Here is a 19,625-nt window from a genome sequence, read left to right on the forward strand (position 1 = left end):
CGCCCTGGCCGGCCCGGCACGCCGAGTGGCGCCATGAATGAAAAAAGCCCGCGTCCTCCAGGAGGACGCGGGCTTTTTCCTGTCCGGCCGGAGCTTACAGCAGCGGCAGGGTGTAGCTGACGATCAGGCGGTTCTCGTCCTGGTCGCGCTGGTTGTTGCTCGAACCGGCAGCCGGCAGGCCGCTGCGGAAGGAGGCGTTCTTCCAGGTGAAGCCCAGGCCCTTGAAGGTGCCGTCCGGGATCACGTAGGCCAGGGAGATATCGCGTTCCCACTCGCTCTGGTCGCCGCGGGCGGTCTTGATCTTGTCGCCGCTCAGGTAAATGGTGTTGAAGGTCAGGCCCGGCACGCCGACGGTGGCGAAGTCGTAGCCGTAGCGGACCTGCCAGGTGCGCTCGCCGGCACGCTGGAACTTGCCGATCTGCACGTCGGTGATCAGGTACGCGGTAGAACCTTCGCCATCGCCACGGTTCAGGAACGGGAAGTCACTGTCGCCGTTGAGGATCTGGTAGCCGGCGCCGATGCTGTGGCCGCTGACGGTATAGGTGAAGAGGCCGCTGAAGGCGCGGTTGTCGACTTCGCCCTTGGTCACGCCGCTGCCGTAGTAGCCGCTGCTGACGTAGCCGTCGGCACGGCCGGAACGGCTGCCGTTCTTGCCGTCGGAGCTGCTGTCGAAGGCGCGCAGGTCGGTCTTCAGGACGCCCGGGCCAATCTGCCAGTTGTGGATCAGGCCGAGGAAGTGCTGCTTGTAGAAGTCGTCCAGGTTGCCGTAGTAGTACTGCAGGGTCAGGTCCTTGTTGACCTTGTAGTCACCACCCGCGTAGTAGAACTTGTTGCTGTCGCGCGAACTGGCGCTGCTGCCGTTGGCGCCGGCGATGCTCAGGCTGCGGTTGTCGGTGGAGTTACGGCCCTTGGAGTGTTCCAGTTGGCCGGCAACCAGGGTGAAGTCCTTGAGGTCGGTCGAGGTGACCTGGCCGCCCTCGAAGGTGACCGGCAGCAGGCGGCCGTCGTTGTAGGTGACCACCGGCAGCTTCGGCTGCAGGGTGCCATAGCGGAACTCGGTGTTGGATACCTTGGCCTTGGCGGTCAGGCCCAGGCTGGCGAAGTCGTGCACCGGCTCGCCGTTGCTTTCCAGCGGGAACACGGTGCCCGGCTGGCGGTCCAGGCCGCTCTTGCCGGCACGGCCGCCGCCGTCCAGGCGCACGCCGAGCAGGCCCAGCGCGTCGACGCCGAAGCCGACGGTGCCCTGGGTGAAGCCCGACTGGTAATTCAGGATGAAGCCCTGGCCCCACTCTTCCTGCTTGCTCGGCGAGGCGGTGCCATTGCGGTTGTCGGTATTGATGTAGAAGTTGCGCAGGGTCAGCGATGCCTTGCTGTCCTCGATGAAACCGGCGGCGACCGCCTGTTGCGCCAGGGCACCGAGGGTACCGGCAGTGATGGCCAGGGCCAGTCGTGACTTGTTGATCTTGCGACTCTTCATTGGTCTTTTCCCCATTGGTATTGCTAATTGTCTTCCGGTCGGGGGAAGTGGAACGCGTGGGCCCGACCGGTCGTTGAAACACTGAGCGCCGTACCATCCCGGAAGATGGCGCGCGCGAAACTCGGCATTCGATGGATCAGGAAACGGCGCAACCCGCGACGATGGAACGACGGGGCAGGCAAGCAGGCAGGGAGGCAGCGAACGGAAGCGTGTGCATGGGCGTACTCGTGTCTTGTTATTGTGCGGCGGGTGTCTCGACCCACCGCCAGTGAAGGCAATTTGTAAGCCAATCTTTCCATCGGGCTCCGCCTTCGCGTCCTCTCGGGCTTCCTGCCCTTCTCCCGGCTGACGGGCCGAAGGGTGTCGGCAGAAAACCGCCTATTACAGCTTCCTTTCTGGCGAGTTACCGCCACGTTTCAGAATTCGTTATTTCCCGCGCTTTATAGCGCGTGGGTAATAAACAGTAAAATATCCGCAATAAACCTAAAAAGAATTAATTATTCATATTTAATAGCTTTAAGGAATATTGTACCGCAGTCGCGACCTGCCGGTCGCCTCCCCAAAGAGGTATTCCGTGGCGCCGTCGACAAAACGGAAACGTTTGCCCAGCGGTCAGCCCACGACGATGCAGTCCTTGCCCTGGCGCTTGGCCGAGTACATCGCGGCGTCGGCCCGGCTGTAGAGGGCACCGAGTCCCTCGTCATCGGCCTGGAGGACCGTCAGGCCCTGGCTGACGGTGATCCCGAAGCTGTGCTCGCCCTCCTGGAAGCGCAGGCGTTGCACCTCGCGCTGCAGGCGTTCGCCGATCTGTCGCGCGGTCTGCTCGTCGCAGCCGGGCAGCAGCACGGCGAACTCCTCGCCGCCGATCCGCCCGAACAGGTCGCCACGGCGCAGCGCGGCACTGCCGCTCTGGGCGATACGCTGGAGGACCTGGTCGCCGACCTGGTGGCCGAAGCGGTCGTTGATCTTCTTGAAATCATCGACGTCCAGCAGCAGGAACGCCAACGGTATCCCCTCGCGGCGACACTCCTTGAAGGCCGCCTCGGCACTGTCGAAGAAATAGCGACGGTTGCTGCTCTGGGTCAGCACGTCGGTGGTGGCCAGCCGTTGCAGCTCGCTCTCCATGTGCTTCTTGTCGGTGATGTCCTCGGCGATGCCCACCACCATCAGCGGCAGTCCCGCCTCGCCCTGGCGGCTGACGAAGCACTTGTCGTTGAGCCAGCGGACCTCGCCGTCGCCACGCACGATGCGGTATTCGCGTTGTTCCACGGCGCCACGTTCGAGCACCTGCAGCAGGCTGCTGTCGGCGTAGTCGAGGTCGTCCGGGTAGATGCTGTTGCGCCATTCCTCGTAGTCCGCCAGCAGCAGCGCCGCGGAACGGCCGAAGATTTTCTCGTAGGCGGGACTGACGTAGACCATTCGCCGGTTCTGCCAGTCGTAGGCCCAGAGCACCGAGTTGACGCTGGCCAGCAAGGCGCTGAAGAGTTGCTCGCGCTCCTTCAGCCGGGCCACTTCGGCACGGCTGTGCAGCAAGGCCAGCGCGGCCTCCTGCGGGTCTTCGGGAATGCCGGTTAGGTCGTCCATGGATCGTCGCTCTGCTCGCGGAACGGGTTCGACCGCCAACTTAGCGCAGGGGTCGCGGCGATACAGAAATGCCCGCCGAACGGCAGGGAAAGGCTCCAGCCAGTGCGCTTGATCACAATTGCCGAGCGATGCCGTTCGTATTCGCCGGAGCCTGCACGCCCAGTTGTTTCTGCGCCTCGAACAGCGAGCGCAGGAACAGGGTCAGGGTCGGTCGTTCTTCGTGTCCCTGACGGGTAATGCAATGGAATTCCGAGTCGTAGGCCAGTTGCCGTGGCCGGATCGCCCGCATGCGCCCTTCGGCGACCCAGGTGGCGGCATAGTGCGTCGGCAGGTAGCCGATGTAGGTGCCGCTGAAGACCAGGGTAGCGATGGCCTCCATGGTGTAGGCGTCGGTCCCCTGGTTGAAGCGCAGGTCGTGCGGGCGATGGTTTTCCGCCATGTAGCCGCGGCCGACATAGTCGGCGGCGCAGATCTCGTCCAGTGTCGGCTCGTCGTCCGCCCGGGCGAAGAAGGGGTGCGCGCTGCCGCAATAGAGGTTCTGCTCCTCGCGGAACAGGGGTTGGTAGTAGAGCCCGGACAACCGGTGGTGAAAGGCCCCCACCGCCAGTTGCAGGCGCTCTTCCAGCACCGCGTGCTCGAGTTCGTCGGGACGCCGCGTGTGCAGCTTGAGCAGCACCTCCGGGGCGCGCTGGCGAAACAGCCGGATGGCCAGCGGCAACGGCAGGCAATGCTGGCCGATGACGCCATCGACGCAGCCCAGGTGCAACGCCTCGCGATCGCGCCCGCCGAGGCCGCGGACCTGCTCGCGGAAACGGGCGATGTCGCTGAACAGGCCGAGCGCGGCGTCGTAGAGCTCCTGCCCCTCCTCGGTCAACTGGAAACCGCCGTTGCCGCGCCGGCACAGGGAATAGCCCAGGCGCACCTCCAAGTCGCGCACCAGCACGCTCAGGCGCGACAGGCTGGTGTTCAGGCGCGCCTGGGCGGCAGTGAAGCCGCCGGCCTCGACGATGGCGCAGAAGGTGCGCAGCATGCGCAGGTCGATGTCGTTGAGGTTGCCCAGCATTCCCGCCCCCATGGCGTTCGGTCCGCCTTCGTTATAGCGCCAAAGCCAGGCCGGCGGAACGCCGTCAGGCGCTTCGCGCGGCCGACTCGGCAAGCAGGCAGAGCAGTTCGAACATCATGGTCGCCCCCACCAGCGCCGTGGCGCCGCCGACATCGAACGGCGGCGAGACTTCCACCACGTCGGCGCCGACCAGGTCCAGCCCGCGCAGGCCGCGGACCAGTTGCTGGGCCTGGAGGCTGGTCATGCCGCCGATCTCCGGGGTGCCGGTGCCAGGCGCGAAGGCCGGGTCGAGCACGTCGACGTCGAAACTCACATAGGTCGGCCCGTCGCCCACCACCCGCCGCGCTTCGGCCAGGGTCGCCTCGACGCCCAGTTCGACGAACTCTTCCATGTGGATCACGCGGATGCCGCACTCGCGGGCGAAAGCGTCGTCGTCCGGCGAATACACCGAGCCGCGAATGCCGATCTGCACCGTGCGCAGCGGGTCGAGCAGACCTTCCTCGATGGCCCTGCGGAATGGCGTGCCGTGGGTGTAGGGGTTGTCGCCGAAGTAGCGGTCGTTGGTATCGGAATGCGCATCGAAATGCACCATGCCCAGCGGCCGCTCGCGACCCAGGGCGCGAAAGATCGGCAGGGTCACCAGGTGGTCGCCACCGACCGACAGCGGCAGGGTACCGGCGGCATGGACCTGGCGATAGAAGCCTTCGATGCGGCGCAGCGAATCGAGCAGGTCGATGGGATTCACCGGCGCATCACCGAGGTCGCCGACCCGCACCAGGTCGTAGGGCGCGATGCGGCTGACGTGATGCACCTTGCGCATCAGGCTGGACAGGTTGCGCACCTCGCGCGGGCCATGGCGGGCACCGGCGCGGTTGGTGGTGCCGCCATCCCAGGGCACGCCGATCAGGCCGACCTGCAGCGCCGCCGGGTCGGTGAACGCCGGCAGGCGCATGAAGGTCGGGATGCCGGCGAAGCGTGGAATCTCGGCGGCGTCGAGGGGCTGCGGATGGTCGTTCGACATGGGGCGTCTCCGTGTGGCGGGAAGAAAGCGCCGGGCGCCGCCCGGCGCGGTGGGTTCATTCCGGCTGGGCTCGCAGGCTGGCGGCAGGACGGGTAGCCAGGCTGACCGCGACGAAGGTCGCCAGGCTGGCCAGCAGGCCGTAGACGATTGGCGAGTTGGCGAGCAGGCCGTCGCGGGCCATGCAGGCGATCACCGCCAGGCAACCGGCGACGATGCTGGCGATCGCCCCCTGCGGACTGGCCCGGCGCCACAGCAGCGCGCCGACGATCGGCACCAGCAGGCCGCCGACCAGCAGGTTGTAGGCGATGCTCAGGGCCGCGATGACATCGTTGACCAGGCACGCCAGGACCAGCATCGCCACGCCCATCAGCAGGGTGATGCAACGGCTCAGGCGGATGTCGCTGGTGGTACCGGGGCGCAGGAAGCGCGCGTAGATGTCTTCCTGCAGCACGGTGGCCGCCGCCAGCAGGCACCCACTGGCGGTGGACATGATCGCCGACAGCGCGGCCGCCACCACCAGGCCGCGTAGGCCCGGCGCCAGTACCTCGCGAGTGATCTCGGCGTAGGCGTTCTCCGGCACCGCCAGGTCCGGCAGGAGGACCCGCGCCGCCGCGCCGATCAGCGCGCAGGCGGCGCCGTAGAGCATGCAGTAGACGCCGGCGCCAAGCCCGGCGTAGCGCACCACCGTCTCGCTGCGCGCGGTGAACACCCGCTGCCAGATGTCCTGGCCGATCAGCGCACCGAAGAAGTACAGGAGGAAGTAGGTGAGTATGGTATCCAGGCCGATGTGGCCGAGGTCGAAGAAGCCCGCCGGCAGCACCTCCTGCATGCGCGCCAGGCCACCGGCGCCGTCGATCGACAACGGCAGCAGGACCAGGAAGATACCGACGGTCTTGATCACGAACTGGATGATGTCGGTCAGCGTAAGGGACCACATGCCGCCGATCACCGAATAGACGATGACGATCCCGCCACCGCAGAGGATCGCCGGGATCCGCGGGATGCCGAATACCACCTCGGTGACCGAGCCGATGGCGATGGTCGCGGTGACCGCCACCATCAGGTCGTAGGCGACCATGACCACCCCGCCGATCAGGCGCGAGGAGGCCTGGTAGCGCTGCTCCAGCACCTGGGTCACGGTGAACACCCGCAGGCGCGCGATCTGCCGCGAGAACACCAGGCTGAGGACGATGATCCCCAGGCCGAGCATGAACACCAGCCACAAGCCGGACAGGCCGAACTGGTAGCCGAGCTTGACCGTACCGATGGTCGACGCGCCGCCGAGCACCACCGCGGCCATGGTTCCCAGGTAGAGGCCGGGGCCGAGGCGGCGTCCGGCGACGAGGAAATCGCTCTGGCTCTTCGCCTTGCGCATTCCGTACCAGCCCAGGCCCAGCATGGCCAGGGCGTAGACCAGCATGATCAGGTAATCCAGCAACATCGCCCGCGCTCCTTTTCTTGTTGTTCTGCGTGACGCCCGGCGTGGCGCCTGGGCACGCCGAAGATAGGCCGGGCGCCGCCCGGGCTGAATCCCGGATCGGGCAAGTCGACTTGCGGAGGAAGAGAAGTATCGGCGGGGCGTCGCATTGGCGACGCCGAAACGCAACGCGCCGGCAGGAGCCGGCGCGTTGCAGAGGCGGCTGACGCACCCGCGAGGGCGCGCCAGGCGTCAGGCGGGACGCAGCGAGTAGGTCTTCAGTTGCGCGGCGAACTCCTTCAACGACTGGATACCGCTGGCTTCCGCCTCATGCACCCAGTCCTTGATCGCCGCCAGCATGTCGTGGCCATTGGCGCTGGTCTTGGCCCAGATCTGCTGCAACGCCAGGCGCTTCTCGTAGATCACCTTCAGCGCCTGGCTGTGGGCGAGCATCGAGTCGATGCGCACGTGGTGGCGGTCCTGCAGCAGGCTGGTCTCGCGCGACAGCAGGCGCTTGGCGCGGCGGAACAGGTGGCGCACCGACTCGTCGGCCTTGGCCACTTCCTGTTTGACCAGCGGCGCGATCACCAGCTTGCGGTACTGCGCCATGATCTGGAAGCGGTTGTTGAGGATCGCCATGGCGGTGTCCATGTCCAGGCTGTGCTTGCCCTCGACCCGATGGGCGATCGGCGCGACCCGGGCGACCCTGGCCAGGCGCAGGAAGCTGAACAGCTTGATCCAGGCCCAGCCCAGGTCGAATTCCCACTTCTTCACCGACAGCTTGGCCGAGTTCGGGTAGGTGTGGTGGTTGTTGTGCAGCTCTTCGCCGCCGATGAGGATGCCCCAGGGCACCAGGTTGGTGGCGGCGTCGCGGCATTCGAAGTTGCGATAGCCGACCGCGTGGCCGAGGCCGTTGACCACGCCGGCGGCCCAGAACGGAATCCATACCATCTGCACGGCCCAGACGGTCAGGCCAAGGGCGCCGAACAGGGCCAGGTCGATGAGCGCCATCAGCACCACGCCGCCGATCGGGAAGCGCGAGTAGAGATTGCGCTCGATCCAGTCGTCCGGGCAGTTCTTGCCGTAGATGCGCAGGGTGTCCTGGTTCTTCGCCTCGGCCTTGTACAGCTCCGCGCCTGCGCGCAGGACGGTGAACAGGCCCTTGTGCACCGGGCTGTGCGGATCCTCGACGGTCTCGCACTTGGCATGGTGCTTACGGTGGATCGCGGTCCATTCGCGCGTGTTCATCCCTGTGGTCAACCACAACCAGAAACGGAAGAAGTGCTGCAGCGCGGGGTGCAGGTCGAGTGCACGGTGGGCGGAATAGCGATGCAGGTAGACGGTCACGCTGACGATGGTGATATGCGTCAGCACCAGGGTAACTGCCACCAGTTGCCACGGCGACAGGTCGAGAAAACCGTTGAACCACATAGGCAGTACTGAACCTCGGGGGGACTTGGGAGTGATGAGGGCCTTGTCTGACAAAACCTGGGGGCATTATCACCAAGCGGCTGGGGATTACCATCCGTTCTTTTAGATATGAACAGGGCCGGATGGCCATCATTTATACTGCCCGGCCAATAATTGCCCACTGAAAATCCCATGAGCCCCCGCCTGAGTGCCCTTCGCCTGAGCCTGGCTTATCTCGCAATCGCCATCGCCTGGGCGTTCCTGAGCGATCATTTGTTACAAAACCAGGTCCAGGACCACGACCAACTGGTGTTCTGGATGACCGCCAAGCGGCTGTTCTTCTTCGCCGCAACCGGCCTGCTCCTGTACCTCTACCTGGTACGCCAGTTCCGCCGCAAGGCCCAGGCCTACGACGAACTGCACGGCAGCGAGCAGCGCCTGAACCGCGCCCTGGAAGCGGTGCGCGACGGACTCTGGGACTGGGACCTGGTGACCGACCGGATGTTCGTCTCGCCGGGCTACGCCGCGCTGATCGGCCTCGCTCCGGAGGAACTCGGCGACCCCATCGAGACCTGGAAGAAGCGCCTGCACCCCGAAGAGTACGCCACCGTGCTGGAGGCCCACCGCAACCACCTGCAGGGCCTGACCGACAATCTCGACCACATCTACCGCCTGCGCCACAAGGACGGCGACTACCGCTGGATCCACTCGCGCGGCCGGGTCCTCCGCGACGCCCTGGGCAAGCCGCTGCACTACACTGGCGTGGCCCGCGACATCACCCTGCAGCGGCTCAAGGAAGACCACCTGCGCCAGGCCGCGGCGGTATTCGACAGCACCCGCGAGGGCGTTCTGGTCACCGATGCCCAGGCGGTGATCGTGCACGTCAACCCTTCCTTCGAGCGCATCACCGGCTACCGCTCCGAAGACGTGCTCGGCAAGACCCCGGCGATCCTCCGCTCCGGCCGCCAGGACCAGGCGTTCTACCAGCGCCTGTGGCTGGCCCTGCGCGAGCAGGACGTCTGGAGCGGAGAAATCTGGAACCGGCGCAAGAGCGGCGAGATCTACCCGCAGTGGCTGCACATCCGCGTGGTGCGCAACGACCAGGGCCAGCTGACCCACTACGTCGGGGTGTTCTCCGACCTGAGCAGCATCAAGCGCTCGGAGAACGAGCTGGACTTCCTCGCCCACCACGACTCGCTGACCGGCCTGCCCAACCGCGTGCTGCTGCGCGAGCGCATCGAGCAGGCGCTGGAGAACGGCAAGGACCGGACGGTGGCCGGGGCCCTGCTGCTGATCGACCTCGACCACTTCAAGCACATCAACGACAGCCTCGGCCATACAACTGGCGACATGCTCCTCAAGGAGGTCAGCAAGCGCCTGCAACACCAGCTCGACGAGCGCTGCCTGCTGTCGCGACTGGGCGGCGACGAATTCGCCATCCTCGTCGAGAACGACGACCCGGAAGCCGTCGCGCGACTCTCGCAGCGCATCCTCGACGGTTTCAACGCGCCGTTCGACATCCACTGCCAGCCGATCTATATCAGCGCAAGCCTCGGTGTCAGCCTCTACCCGGAAGACGCCAGCGACGTCGACCACCTGATGCAACACGCCGACGCCGCGCTGTTCCAGGCCAAGGACAGCGGGCGTAACGCCTACGCCTTCTACACCCGCGTGCTGACCGCCCGGGCCCGCGCCCATGTCCAGGTGGAATCGGCCCTGCGCCATGCGCTGGATCACGACGAACTGCGCGTCCACTACCAGCCGGTGCACGACCTGGCCAGCGGGCGGATCGTCGGCGTCGAGTCGCTGGTGCGCTGGCAGCATCCCGAGCGCGGCCTGGTGCCGCCAGGCGAGTTCGTCCCGGTGGCGGAGGAATGCGGGCTGATCGCCGCGCTGGACAACTGGGTGCTCAAGCGTGCCTGCCGGCAGATGCGCGAGTGGCAACAGCGCGGCGTCGAGCTGGAGTTCGTCGCGGTCAACGTCTCCAGCCGGCTGTTCAACCGCGGCGGCCTGGAGGAAAGGATCGCCAATGCCCTGGAAGAGTCCGGGCTGGAGCCCCGCTACCTGGAGCTGGAAGTCACCGAAAGCGCGGTGATGGAGGACTTCGAGCAGTCCCTCAACCTGCTCTGCCGCCTGCGCATCCTCGGCGTGAACCTGGCCATCGACGACTTCGGCACCGGCTATTCCTCGCTGATGCGCCTCAAGCGGCTGCCGGTGCACAAGCTGAAGATCGACCAGGGCTTCGTCGCCGGCCTGCCCGGCGCGGTGGACGACGCCGCGATCGCCCGGGCGATCGTTGCCCTGGCGCAAAGCATGGGGCTGCGGGTGGTTGCCGAGGGCATCGAGCACCAGGACCAGGCGCTGTTCCTGCGCGAACATGGCTGCGACTTCGGCCAAGGCTACTGGTACGGACGGCCGCAACCGGCGGAAGCGCTGCGCTTCGACCTGCCGCCCGTGGCGCTGCCGGAAGACTGAGCCTGGCGGCGAAGCCGGGCCGCTTCGCCGTCTTATAACCACTTTACCTATAAAGATTCTTAAACAATATTTTTAAGAATATTGCCCACTGCTTACTATGCGCCTCACGCCGCCTCCACTTCGTCGAGCAACGCGGCACCTCGAGCCACAGGAGCAGAGACCCATGAGCGCAACCCTCAGAAGCCTGGATGGCCAGGACGAAGCCACCATCCTGCGTGAAATCCAGAGTGCCCTGCGCGGCCTGCGCTTCGGCGCCGTCGAGATCACCGTGCACAACGGCCAGGTGGTGCAGATCGAGCGCAAGGAAAAATTCCGTCTGCAGCAACCGGCCGTCAAGCAGGCCTGAAGCACACGACCCGACTGGACCACCGGAGGCGTCTCGCCATGAACATCCGTTCGATACCCCATCCGCACCGGTACTGCAGCTGTCGGCCGCGAATGCGCGCCTGACGCCCCGTGTTCCCGTCGTTCCGCCAACACCCCATTAGAACAATCGAAACAGCACACACCTAGGAGCTGCACATGTCCCTTCGTCGTTTCGCCCTGGCCGCACTCGCCAGCGCCCTGGTCTCCGGCCCGGTTGCCGCAGCCACGCAACTGCTGAACGTTTCCTACGACCCGACCCGCGAGCTGTACCAGGCCTACAACGCGGCCTTCATCAAGCACTGGAAGGCCCAGGGCGGCGAGGACCTGACCGTCCAGCAGTCCCACGGCGGCTCCGGCAAGCAGGCCCGCGCGGTGATCGACGGGCTCAAGGCCGACGTGGTGACCCTGGCCCTGGCCGGCGACATCGACGAACTGCACAAGCTCGGCAAGCTGCTGCCGGCCGACTGGCAGGCACGCCTGCCGGACAACAGCACCCCCTACACCTCGACCATCGTGTTCCTGGTGCGCAAGGGCAACCCCAAGGGAATCAAGGACTGGGGCGACCTGACCAAGGAAGGCGTGGAAGTCATCACGCCGAACCCGAAGACCTCCGGCGGCGCGCGCTGGAACTTCCTCGCCGCCTGGGCCTGGGCGAAGAAGCAGTACGGCAGCGACGAGAAGGCCAAGGACTACGTGCAGGCGCTGTACAAGCACGTACCGGTACTCGACACCGGCGCCCGCGGCTCGACCATCACCTTCGTCAACAACCAGATCGGCGACGTGCTGCTGGCCTGGGAGAACGAGGCGTTCCTGGCGAAGAAGGAACAGGGCGGGGAAAACTTCGAGATCGTCGTACCCTCCATCTCCATCCTTGCCGAACCGCCGGTCGCGGTGGTCGACAAGGTGGTCGAGAAGAAAGGCACCCGCAAGGTCGCCGAGGCCTACCTGCAATACCTGTACAGCGAGGAAGGCCAGCGCATCGCCGCGCAGAACTTCTACCGGCCGCGCAACCAGAAGGTCGCCGCCGAGTTCGCCACGCAGTTCCCGAAACTGAACCTGGTCACCGTCGACTCCGATTTCGGCGGCTGGAAGACGGCCCAGCCGAAGTTCTTCAACGACGGGGGCATCTTCGACCAGATCTACCAGGCGCAATGATCGCGACGGCAGACCCGTCGCCCGAACCACGGCCCCTCTCCCAGACCCTCTCCCGGACGGGCGAGGGGGCTAGCAGGCCCGGTCCCGTACCGGGCCCACTGCCGGAAGGAACCGGCACCGGGAGAGCCACCAAGCGTTCCAACGCAGAGTAAGGACAGAACATGTCACGACGCATTTCCCCGGTCATACCCGGCTTCGGGCTGACCCTGGGATACACCCTGGTGTACCTCAGCCTGCTGGTCCTGATCCCGCTGGGGGCCATGTTCCTCAAGACCACCCAGCTCAGCTGGGAGCAATTCTGGGCCATCATCAGCGCGCCGCGGGTGCTCGCCGCGCTCAAGCTGAGCTTCGGCACCGCGCTCGCCGCCGCCGTGCTCAACGGCTTGATCGGCACGCTGCTGGCCTGGGTCCTGGTGCGCTACGAATTCCCCGGACGGAAGATCATCGATGCCATGATCGACCTGCCCTTCGCCCTACCCACCGCCGTCGCCGGTATCGCCCTCACCGCGCTCTATGCGCCGGCCGGCCTGGTCGGACAGTTCGCCAGCGACCTCGGCTTCAAGATCGCCTATACCCCCCTGGGGATCACCCTGGCGCTGACTTTCGTGACCCTGCCGTTCGTGGTCCGCACGGTGCAGCCGGTGCTCGCCGACATTCCCAAGGAAGTCGAGGAAGCCGCTGCCTGCCTCGGCGCCAGGCCGCTGCAGGTGTTCCGCCATATCCTCGTGCCGGCGCTGCTGCCGGCCTGGCTGACCGGTTTCGCCCTGGCCTTCGCCCGGGGCGTCGGCGAATACGGCTCGGTGATCTTCATCGCCGGCAACATGCCGATGAAGACCGAGATCCTGCCGCTGCTGATCATGGTCAAGCTGGACCAGTACGACTACACCGGCGCCACCGCCATCGGCGTGCTGATGCTGGTGGTGTCCTTCATCCTGCTGCTGCTGATCAACCTGCTGCAGCGTCGCATCGAAACCCCGTAAGGAGGGCGCCATGTCCAGTGCAAGCATTTCCGCTGCCACCGCCAGCGCCTCCCGCCGCGGCAACGCCGGCGGCCGCCTGGCCCTGATCGTCCTGGCCTGGCTGGTCTTCGCCCTGTTCCTCCTGCTGCCGCTCTACGTGGTCCTGAGCGAGGCGCTGAAGCAGGGTTTCGGCACCTTCTTCGAGGCGATCCTCGAACCCGACGCGCTGGCCGCGCTGAAGCTGACCCTGATCGCGGTGGCCATCTCGGTGCCGCTCAACCTGCTGTTCGGTGTCGCCGCCGCCTGGTGCGTGAGCAAGTTCGAGTTTCGCGGCAAGAGCATCCTGGTGACCCTGATCGACCTGCCGTTCTCGGTCTCGCCGGTGATCGCCGGCCTGATCTACGTGCTGTTGTTCGGCGCCCAGGGCTACTTCGGCGAATGGCTGAGCGACCACGACATTCAGATCGTCTTCGCGGTGCCCGGAATCGTCCTGGCGACCCTCTTCGTCACCGTGCCCTTCGTCGCCCGCGAACTGATCCCGCTGATGCAGGAGCAGGGCACCCAGGAGGAGGAAGCCGCCCGCCTGCTCGGCGCCAACGGCTGGCAGATGTTCTGGCACGTGACCCTGCCGAACATCAAGTGGGGCCTGATCTACGGCGTGGTGCTCTGCACCGCGCGGGCGATGGGCGAGTTCGGCGCGGTGTCGGTGGTTTCCGGGCATATCCGCGGTGTCACCAACACCCTGCCGCTGCACGTCGAGATCCTCTACAACGAATACAACCATGTCGCCGCCTTCAGCGTCGCCAGCCTGTTGCTGCTGATGGCGCTGGTCATCCTTCTGCTCAAGCAGTGGAGCGAATCCCGCATGTCCCGACTGAAAAGCAATGCTGACGAGGAATGAACCATGAGCATCGAAATCCGTAACGTCAGCAAGAACTTCAACGCCTTCAAGGCCCTGGACAACATCAACCTGGATATCCAGAGCGGCGAGCTGGTGGCCCTGCTCGGCCCCTCCGGGTGCGGCAAGACCACCCTGCTGCGGATCATCGCCGGGCTGGAAACCCCGGACGCCGGCAACATCGTGTTCCATGGCGAGGACGTCTCGCAGCACGACGTGCGCGACCGCAACGTCGGCTTCGTCTTCCAGCACTACGCGCTGTTCCGCCACATGACGGTGTTCGACAACGTCGCCTTCGGCCTGCGCATGAAGCCCAAGGGCGAGCGGCCGGGCGAGTCCGCGATCAAGGCCAAGGTCCACGAGCTGCTCAACATGGTGCAGCTCGACTGGCTCGCCGACCGCTATCCAGAGCAACTCTCCGGCGGCCAGCGGCAGCGTATCGCCCTGGCCCGCGCGCTGGCGGTGGAGCCGAAGATCCTGCTCCTCGACGAACCCTTCGGCGCCCTCGACGCCAAGGTACGCAAGGAGCTGCGCCGCTGGCTGGCGCGCCTGCACGAGGAGATCAACCTGACCTCGGTGTTCGTCACCCACGACCAGGAAGAAGCGATGGAAGTGGCCGACCGCATCGTGGTGATGAACAAGGGCGTGATCGAGCAGATCGGCTCGCCCGGCGAGGTCTACGAGAACCCGGCCAGCGATTTCGTCTACCACTTCCTCGGCGACTCCAACCGCCTGCAACTGGGCAACGATCAGCACCTGCTGTTCCGCCCCCACGAAGTGTCGCTGTCGCGTTCCGCGGTGGCCGAGCACCGCGCCGCCGAGGTCCGCGACATCCGTCCGCTGGGGGCGATCACCCGGGTAACGCTGAAGGTCGACGGCCAGGACGAACTGATCGAAGCCGAAGTGGTGAAGGACCACGACAGCCTGGCCGGCCTGGCCCGCGGCGAGACCCTCTACTTCAAGCCGAAGGCCTTCCAGCCGGTGGCCAATCTCTGATCCCGCGGCGGGTTCAGCCCGCCGTGCGCTCCGCCAGGCCGCGCAGTCCCGCGCGGCCCTTCGACGACACCTGCAACGCCCGCGAGCCGTCCTGCGGCCGCAACCAGCCCTGGCGCAGACAGGCCTCCAGCAACGCCGCCCCCAGCGCGCCGCCGAGGTGCGGCTTGCGTTCGCTCCAGTCGGGGCAGGCGCAGGCGAACTGCCGACGGCGGCGGCGGACCTCCCCCAGGTCGATTCCCAACCTGGCCAGCCCGGCCTCGCCGGTCGCGCTCAGGCGCAGCGTCCTGCCCTCCTGCTCGATCCAGCCGGCATCCAGCATCCGTGCGAACACACCGACCGCGAGTTCGCCGGCCAGGTGGTCGTAGCAGGTCCGCGCCTCGCGCAACGCCGACGGCGTGCCGTGGCTCGGCGGCAGGCTGCGCCGCTGCGGCTGCAGGGCCAGGGAGGCGCTGGCCAGCGCTTCCACCGCCTGTCCCACTTCCGGCCCGGCCAGGCGATAGAAGCGATTGCGCCCGCGCGCCTCCAGGCTCAGCACGCCGCCCTCGACCAGCCGTCCCAGGTGGCCGCTGGCGGAGGACGGCGAGACGCCCGCCAGCAGCGCCAGCTCGCTGGCCGGGCGGGCGCTGCCATCCATCAGTGCCCAGATCATCTGCGCGCGGCCGGGATCGGCGAGCAGCGCCGCCAGCGAACTGAAGCCGGGATTGAATTGCATGCTTCACCTCCGGATGAAACATTGCCTGTCGACGACGAGAGATACTGGCCGCCATCGCCCGTTCGCGCCAGCCCGAGACAAGGAAGAACCCGCATGTCCGTCGACCTCCACGCCCTGATCCCGCTGATCGCCCTCAGCTTCCTTCTCGCCGGCTTCGTCAAGGGCGTGGTCGGCCTGGGCCTGCCGACGGTCTCGGTGGGCCTGCTCGGCCTGGCCATGCCGCCGATGCAGGCGGCGGCGCTGCTGATCGTACCGTCGATGGTGACCAACCTCTGGCAGCTCGCCTGCGGCCCGCGCTTCCTCGGCTTGATGAAGCGCCTGGCCGGCCTGCTGCTCGGGGTGATCGTGGGCACCCTGCTGGTCGGCGCATGGCTCGGCGGCGACGCACCAAGGCAGGCCACCGGCGTGCTCGGCCTGGCCCTGGCGGCCTACGCGCTGCTCGGCCTGGCCGCGATCCCGCTGCACCTGCCGGCACGCCACGAGCCCTGGGCCGGCCCGCTGGTCGGGCTGGCGACCGGCGCGCTGACCGCGGTCACCGGGGTTTTCGTGATTCCCGCGGTGCCCTACCTGGGAGCCCTAGGATTGCAGCGCGACGAACTGGTCCAGGCCCTCGGCCTGTCGTTCAGCGCCTCGACCCTGGCCCTGGCGGTCACTCTCGGCGTGCACGGCGACCTGCTCGAACCGCAGATGCTCGGCGCCTCTCTGCTGACCCTGGTCCCGGCGCTGGGCGGGATGCTCCTCGGCCAGTGGCTGCGCCAGCGGATCAGCGCGACGCTGTTCAGGCGCTGCTTCTTCGTCGGTCTCCTGCTGCTCGGCGCCGACCTCGCCTGGCGCGGTTTCCACTGACGCCAGGGACGCATTGCGCACCCGCCAGGGCGGGCCTGCGGCCTTCGCGGGACTTCCGACGAACGGCACAAGTCGCTATCATCCGCCGCCGCGCGACCCCCACCGGGCGCGCGGCACCGGGCGGAACACGCCCGTCCGGCACGGAACGCCACCTATCGCAAGGAGCACACGATGAAGACCCGTCTTTCCCTTTCCGCCCTGGCCCTCGCCTGCGCCACCCTGGCCGGCTGCCAGAACCTGCCCCAGGGGGACCTCATGCAGCACGGCATGATGGCGGTGAAGGCTGCAACCCTGAGCGACGCCGAGGTCCGCCAGGTCGCCGACCAGGCCTGCGCCGAGTCCGACCAGCAAAACCGCATCGCCCCGGCCAACAGCAAGTACGGCCAGCGCCTGGACAAGATCGCCAAGGCCCTGGGCGACCAGATCGACGGCGTGCCGGTGAACTACAAGGTCTACCTCACCGAGGAGGTCAACGCCTGGGCCATGGCCAACGGCTGCATCCGCGTCTACAGCGGGCTGATGGAGCTGATGAGCGACAACGAGATCGAAGGCGTACTCGGCCACGAGATGGGCCACGTCGCCCTCGGCCACACCCGCAAGGCCGCCCAGACCGCCTACGCGGCCGCCGCGGTGCGCGGCGCCGCCGGCGCCTCGAAGAGCGGCGCGCTGGCCGCCCTGTCCGGCTCCCAGCTGGGCGAACTCACCGAATCGCTGGTCAACGCGCAGTTCTCCCAGTCCCAGGAATCCGACGCCGACGATTTCTCCTACGAGCTACTGAAGAAGCGCGGAGTGAACACCCAGGGCCTGGTCACCGCCTTCGAGAAGCTGGCCAAGCTGGGCGGCGGCGACAGCAGCATGTTCGATTCGCACCCGGGCTCCCAGGCCCGCGCCGATCACATCCGCCAGCGCATCGCTGCGGATCGCAAGTAACGCTCCCACCCCGGTCTCCCGCGCTCGCGGGAGACCGCCTCACGCCGCCCGCTTGTGCTCGCGAATGCAGGTCGGGCCGGCGCGCTCCTCGACCTCGCGCTGCACGTCGCCGCGCAGCCCCAGCAGAAAGGCCAGTTCCGCCAGCACGAAGAGCGGACCGACGATCAACCCGCTGAGATCGTCGACGAAGGCCGGCTTGCGCCCTTCGTAGTAATGACCGACGAACTGGATGATCCAGCCGACCACGAACAGGCCGACGCCCCAGCCCAGCCAGGCCGCGGTAGTCCCCGCCGCCAATTGCGCAGCGCCCCACACCGTCAGCGCCAGCAGCGCCGTCATGGCCACGCCGAAGCGCAGGTCCAGGCGCAGGTAGAACAGCGCCGCGGCGAGCGCCAGCAGCAGCGCCGGAGACAGGCCGAACCCCAGCGCCGGCCGCGCCAGCAACACGGCGATGGAGAGGACGATCATCGGAATGCCGATGAAATGGCTGAAGATGTTGCGCCGGTCGCGGTGGTAGGCGGCGTATTGCGCAAGGTGATCGACTAGGGTTTTCATTGTTGTGGTCTCACGCCAGGGTTCTCGCATCATCGCGCCGCCCCGGTTTTCCACTCTGTCAGCTAGACGACAAACATGAACGAGCGTACCGACTACCGTTCGCAACTCCAGGCCGGCCGCTGGTTCCAGGGTTTGCCGGAGGCCTTGCAGACGCACCTGCTGGCACTCGCCCAACCGCGCCAGTTGCCGCCGGGCCAGCGCCTGTTCGCCCGCGGCGACGCGCCCTGCGGACTGTACTGCGTGGTCGAGGGCGCGATCCGTATCAGCGCGGTCAGCGAGAACGGCAAGGAGGCGCTGCTGATCCTGGTGGAAGCGCCGCACTGGTTCGGCGAGATCGCCCTGTTCGACGGCCAGGCGCGCACCCACGATGCCTACGCCGAAGGCCACACCCAGCTACTCCAGGTACCGCAGGCGGCGCTGCTCGAACTGCTTCGCCGCGAGCCGCACTACTGGCGCGACGTGGCCCTGCTGATGAGCCACAAGCTGCGCCTGGCATTCATCGCCCTGGAAGAGATGGCCCTGCTGCCGGCCGCACAACGCCTGGCGCGGCGCCTGCTGATGCTCGCCGAGGGCTACGACAACAGCCGCAGCCGGCAGGTCCTGCACCTGCCGCAGGAGCAGTTGGCATTGATGCTGTCGCTGTCGCGGCAGACCACCAACCAGATCCTCAAGGACCTCGAAGCCCAGGGCATCCTCCAGCTCAGCTACGGCGGCATCGAGATTCTCGACCTCGCCGGCCTGCGCGCGGCCACCCACGGCTGAGCGCGAATCACACTTTCGAACGCTTGCAGGCGCGCCATGGCCGGCTACCGTGTGCAGGGCACCTGCCCTCGGTGCGGATATCCATAACGACAACAACAGGATCTCCCCATGCTCCGTCCCGCGCTTCCCGCTGTCCTCTGTCTTTACTGCCTGCTGCTGGCGCTGCCGGCGCGCGCTGCCCTCGACGACCAGCAACGCGCCCTGCAACAACTGCAGGTCCAGGCCTGTCGCGCGGTGGGCAGCCTGTTGTTGCTGCGCGGCGAGGGTTTCCAGGAACAGCACGCGGCGCAACTGGAGAAGGACCTCGCCAGCCTCGATCGGGCGCTCGCCGCCGCCCCCGAGGGGGTGCTCCTGCGGCAAGGCGAAAAGACGCTGGTGGCGCGCATCCGTGAAGGCGCGGCCTACGGCCCCCGCGAAGAGGACCTGCCCTGGCGCTACCCGCAGCAACTGAGCCGCGCCCTGCGTGACTTCCTCAACCTGGTGGAACGCCAGGTGCCGCCGCCCCCGCCAGGCCAGCCCCTGCCGCTCTGGCAGTTGCCGGTGCGGGTCGAGTACCTGTCCCTGCAATACCTGGCGCGCGCCTACCTGGGCGGGCTGGAGACTGCCCGCGAGCAGCCCCGGGACTATCTCGGCCAGGACGAGAGCGTGCTGGTCCCGCTGATCGACCGGCGCATCGCCCTGCTGGTGGCGCAAAGCGCCAACCCGGCGGGACTGAAGAAACTGGAAAACCGCTGGGAGTACCTGAGCCAGGCCCTGCGCGACCTGAACAGCAAGAGCAGCGCGCTGGTCAGCGCTTCCGGCAGGCCCTGGGCGCCGATCATCGTCGACCGCCACGCGCGTGCCCTGAGCGAAAGCCTGATGCGCTTGAGTGCGGAGTGAGGCCACGCGCCGCACGGGGCGGATAACCTCGCGACTCGCAACGTTGCGCCAGCGTCCGCCCCGACTCCCTGGCCAGCGCATTTTTTCGAATCCGCCCTGCGGATTTTGATTTGCCGCCAC

The 19,625-nt window shown here is 66.9% G+C and carries 18 protein-coding genes; 10 read left to right on the forward strand and 8 right to left on the reverse strand.

The genetic code is table 11. The features are described 5' to 3' along the window. Nucleotides 1–94: 94 nt before the first annotated feature. The 6 genes from HMPREF1224_RS25995 to desA form a co-directional block, all read right to left on the reverse strand. Nucleotides 95–1,477 (reverse strand): OprD family porin, encoded by a 1,383-nt coding sequence (locus HMPREF1224_RS25995; RefSeq protein WP_003084265.1) that lies wholly within the window; start codon nt 1,475–1,477, stop codon nt 95–97. Between the two features lie 612 nt (nt 1,478–2,089). Continuing rightward, nucleotides 2,090–3,061 carry a GGDEF domain-containing protein gene (locus tag HMPREF1224_RS26000; RefSeq protein ID WP_003104500.1) on the reverse strand — a complete coding sequence of 324 codons (972 nt, stop codon included), beginning with the start codon at nt 3,059–3,061 and terminating at the stop codon, nt 2,090–2,092. Nucleotides 3,062–3,173: 112 nt separating this feature from the next. Next, nucleotides 3,174–4,136 (reverse strand): LysR family transcriptional regulator, encoded by a 963-nt coding sequence (locus HMPREF1224_RS26005; protein WP_003118724.1) that lies wholly within the window; start codon nt 4,134–4,136, stop codon nt 3,174–3,176. A 52-nt stretch (nt 4,137–4,188) separates the two neighbouring features. Continuing rightward, nucleotides 4,189–5,145 (reverse strand): agmatinase, encoded by a 957-nt coding sequence (gene speB / locus HMPREF1224_RS26010; protein WP_003104498.1) that lies wholly within the window; start codon nt 5,143–5,145, stop codon nt 4,189–4,191. Nucleotides 5,146–5,200: 55 nt separating this feature from the next. Then, nucleotides 5,201–6,586 carry a sodium:solute symporter family protein gene (locus tag HMPREF1224_RS26015; RefSeq protein ID WP_003104497.1) on the reverse strand — a complete coding sequence of 462 codons (1,386 nt, stop codon included), beginning with the start codon at nt 6,584–6,586 and terminating at the stop codon, nt 5,201–5,203. Between the two features lie 228 nt (nt 6,587–6,814). Then, the gene (gene desA, locus HMPREF1224_RS26020; RefSeq protein ID WP_003104496.1) at nt 6,815–7,993 is read right to left on the reverse strand and encodes a delta-9 fatty acid desaturase DesA; all 1,179 of its coding nucleotides are present in this window, start codon (nt 7,991–7,993) and stop codon (nt 6,815–6,817) included. 171 nt (nt 7,994–8,164) lie between these two features. Between desA and HMPREF1224_RS26025 the strand changes: the two genes are divergently transcribed. From HMPREF1224_RS26025 to HMPREF1224_RS26050, 6 genes are all read left to right on the forward strand, one after another. Next, nucleotides 8,165–10,447, forward strand: coding sequence for a putative bifunctional diguanylate cyclase/phosphodiesterase (locus HMPREF1224_RS26025; RefSeq protein WP_003118721.1), 2,283 nt, complete (start codon nt 8,165–8,167; stop codon nt 10,445–10,447). Between the two features lie 163 nt (nt 10,448–10,610). After that, entirely contained in the window at nt 10,611–10,793 is a 183-nt protein-coding gene (gene oscA, locus HMPREF1224_RS26030; protein ID WP_003084246.1) for a sulfur starvation response protein OscA, read from the forward strand. A gap of 176 nt (nt 10,794–10,969) precedes the next feature. After that, a complete protein-coding gene (locus HMPREF1224_RS26035) occupies nt 10,970–11,968 on the forward strand; it encodes a sulfate ABC transporter substrate-binding protein (RefSeq protein ID WP_003084243.1) in 999 nt (332 codons plus the stop codon). A gap of 161 nt (nt 11,969–12,129) precedes the next feature. Next, nucleotides 12,130–12,948 (forward strand): sulfate ABC transporter permease subunit CysT, encoded by an 819-nt coding sequence (gene cysT, locus HMPREF1224_RS26040; RefSeq protein WP_003084241.1) that lies wholly within the window; start codon nt 12,130–12,132, stop codon nt 12,946–12,948. 10 nt (nt 12,949–12,958) lie between these two features. Beyond that, nucleotides 12,959–13,828: a sulfate ABC transporter permease subunit CysW gene (gene cysW, locus HMPREF1224_RS26045; RefSeq protein ID WP_003084239.1), complete on the forward strand. Its 870-nt coding sequence runs from the start codon at nt 12,959–12,961 to the stop codon at nt 13,826–13,828. A gap of 3 nt (nt 13,829–13,831) precedes the next feature. Beyond that, complete coding sequence (locus HMPREF1224_RS26050; RefSeq protein WP_003104490.1) at nt 13,832–14,821, forward strand: sulfate/molybdate ABC transporter ATP-binding protein; 990 nt, start codon at nt 13,832–13,834, stop codon at nt 14,819–14,821. Between the two features lie 13 nt (nt 14,822–14,834). Here HMPREF1224_RS26050 and HMPREF1224_RS26055 read toward each other — a convergent pair whose 3' ends face one another. Beyond that, nucleotides 14,835–15,533 carry an ArsR/SmtB family transcription factor gene (locus HMPREF1224_RS26055; RefSeq protein ID WP_010793557.1) on the reverse strand — a complete coding sequence of 233 codons (699 nt, stop codon included), beginning with the start codon at nt 15,531–15,533 and terminating at the stop codon, nt 14,835–14,837. A 93-nt stretch (nt 15,534–15,626) separates the two neighbouring features. On the opposite strand from HMPREF1224_RS26055, the gene HMPREF1224_RS26060 reads away from it, so the two are divergent. Next, nucleotides 15,627–16,379: a sulfite exporter TauE/SafE family protein gene (locus HMPREF1224_RS26060; RefSeq protein ID WP_003160947.1), complete on the forward strand. Its 753-nt coding sequence runs from the start codon at nt 15,627–15,629 to the stop codon at nt 16,377–16,379. 171 nt (nt 16,380–16,550) lie between these two features. After that, nucleotides 16,551–17,309, forward strand: a complete 759-nt coding sequence (locus HMPREF1224_RS26065; protein WP_003084230.1) for a metalloprotease LoiP — start codon at nt 16,551–16,553, stop codon at nt 17,307–17,309. Nucleotides 17,310–17,348: 39 nt separating this feature from the next. Here HMPREF1224_RS26065 and HMPREF1224_RS26070 read toward each other — a convergent pair whose 3' ends face one another. After that, nucleotides 17,349–17,864 (reverse strand): Mpo1 family 2-hydroxy fatty acid dioxygenase, encoded by a 516-nt coding sequence (locus HMPREF1224_RS26070; RefSeq protein ID WP_003107722.1) that lies wholly within the window; start codon nt 17,862–17,864, stop codon nt 17,349–17,351. Nucleotides 17,865–17,939: 75 nt separating this feature from the next. On the opposite strand from HMPREF1224_RS26070, the gene HMPREF1224_RS26075 reads away from it, so the two are divergent. Together HMPREF1224_RS26075 and HMPREF1224_RS26080 are read left to right on the forward strand one after the other, a co-directional pair. After that, on the forward strand, nt 17,940–18,626 hold the full coding sequence (locus HMPREF1224_RS26075) for a Crp/Fnr family transcriptional regulator (protein WP_003107720.1): 687 nt from the start codon (nt 17,940–17,942) through the stop codon (nt 18,624–18,626). 108 nt (nt 18,627–18,734) lie between these two features. Continuing rightward, complete coding sequence (locus HMPREF1224_RS26080) at nt 18,735–19,505, forward strand: hypothetical protein (protein WP_003112930.1); 771 nt, start codon at nt 18,735–18,737, stop codon at nt 19,503–19,505. Nucleotides 19,506–19,625 lie beyond the last annotated feature (120 nt).

This window comes from Pseudomonas sp. P179 (assembly GCF_000478485.2).
Taxonomy (GTDB): domain Bacteria; phylum Pseudomonadota; class Gammaproteobacteria; order Pseudomonadales; family Pseudomonadaceae; genus Pseudomonas; species Pseudomonas aeruginosa.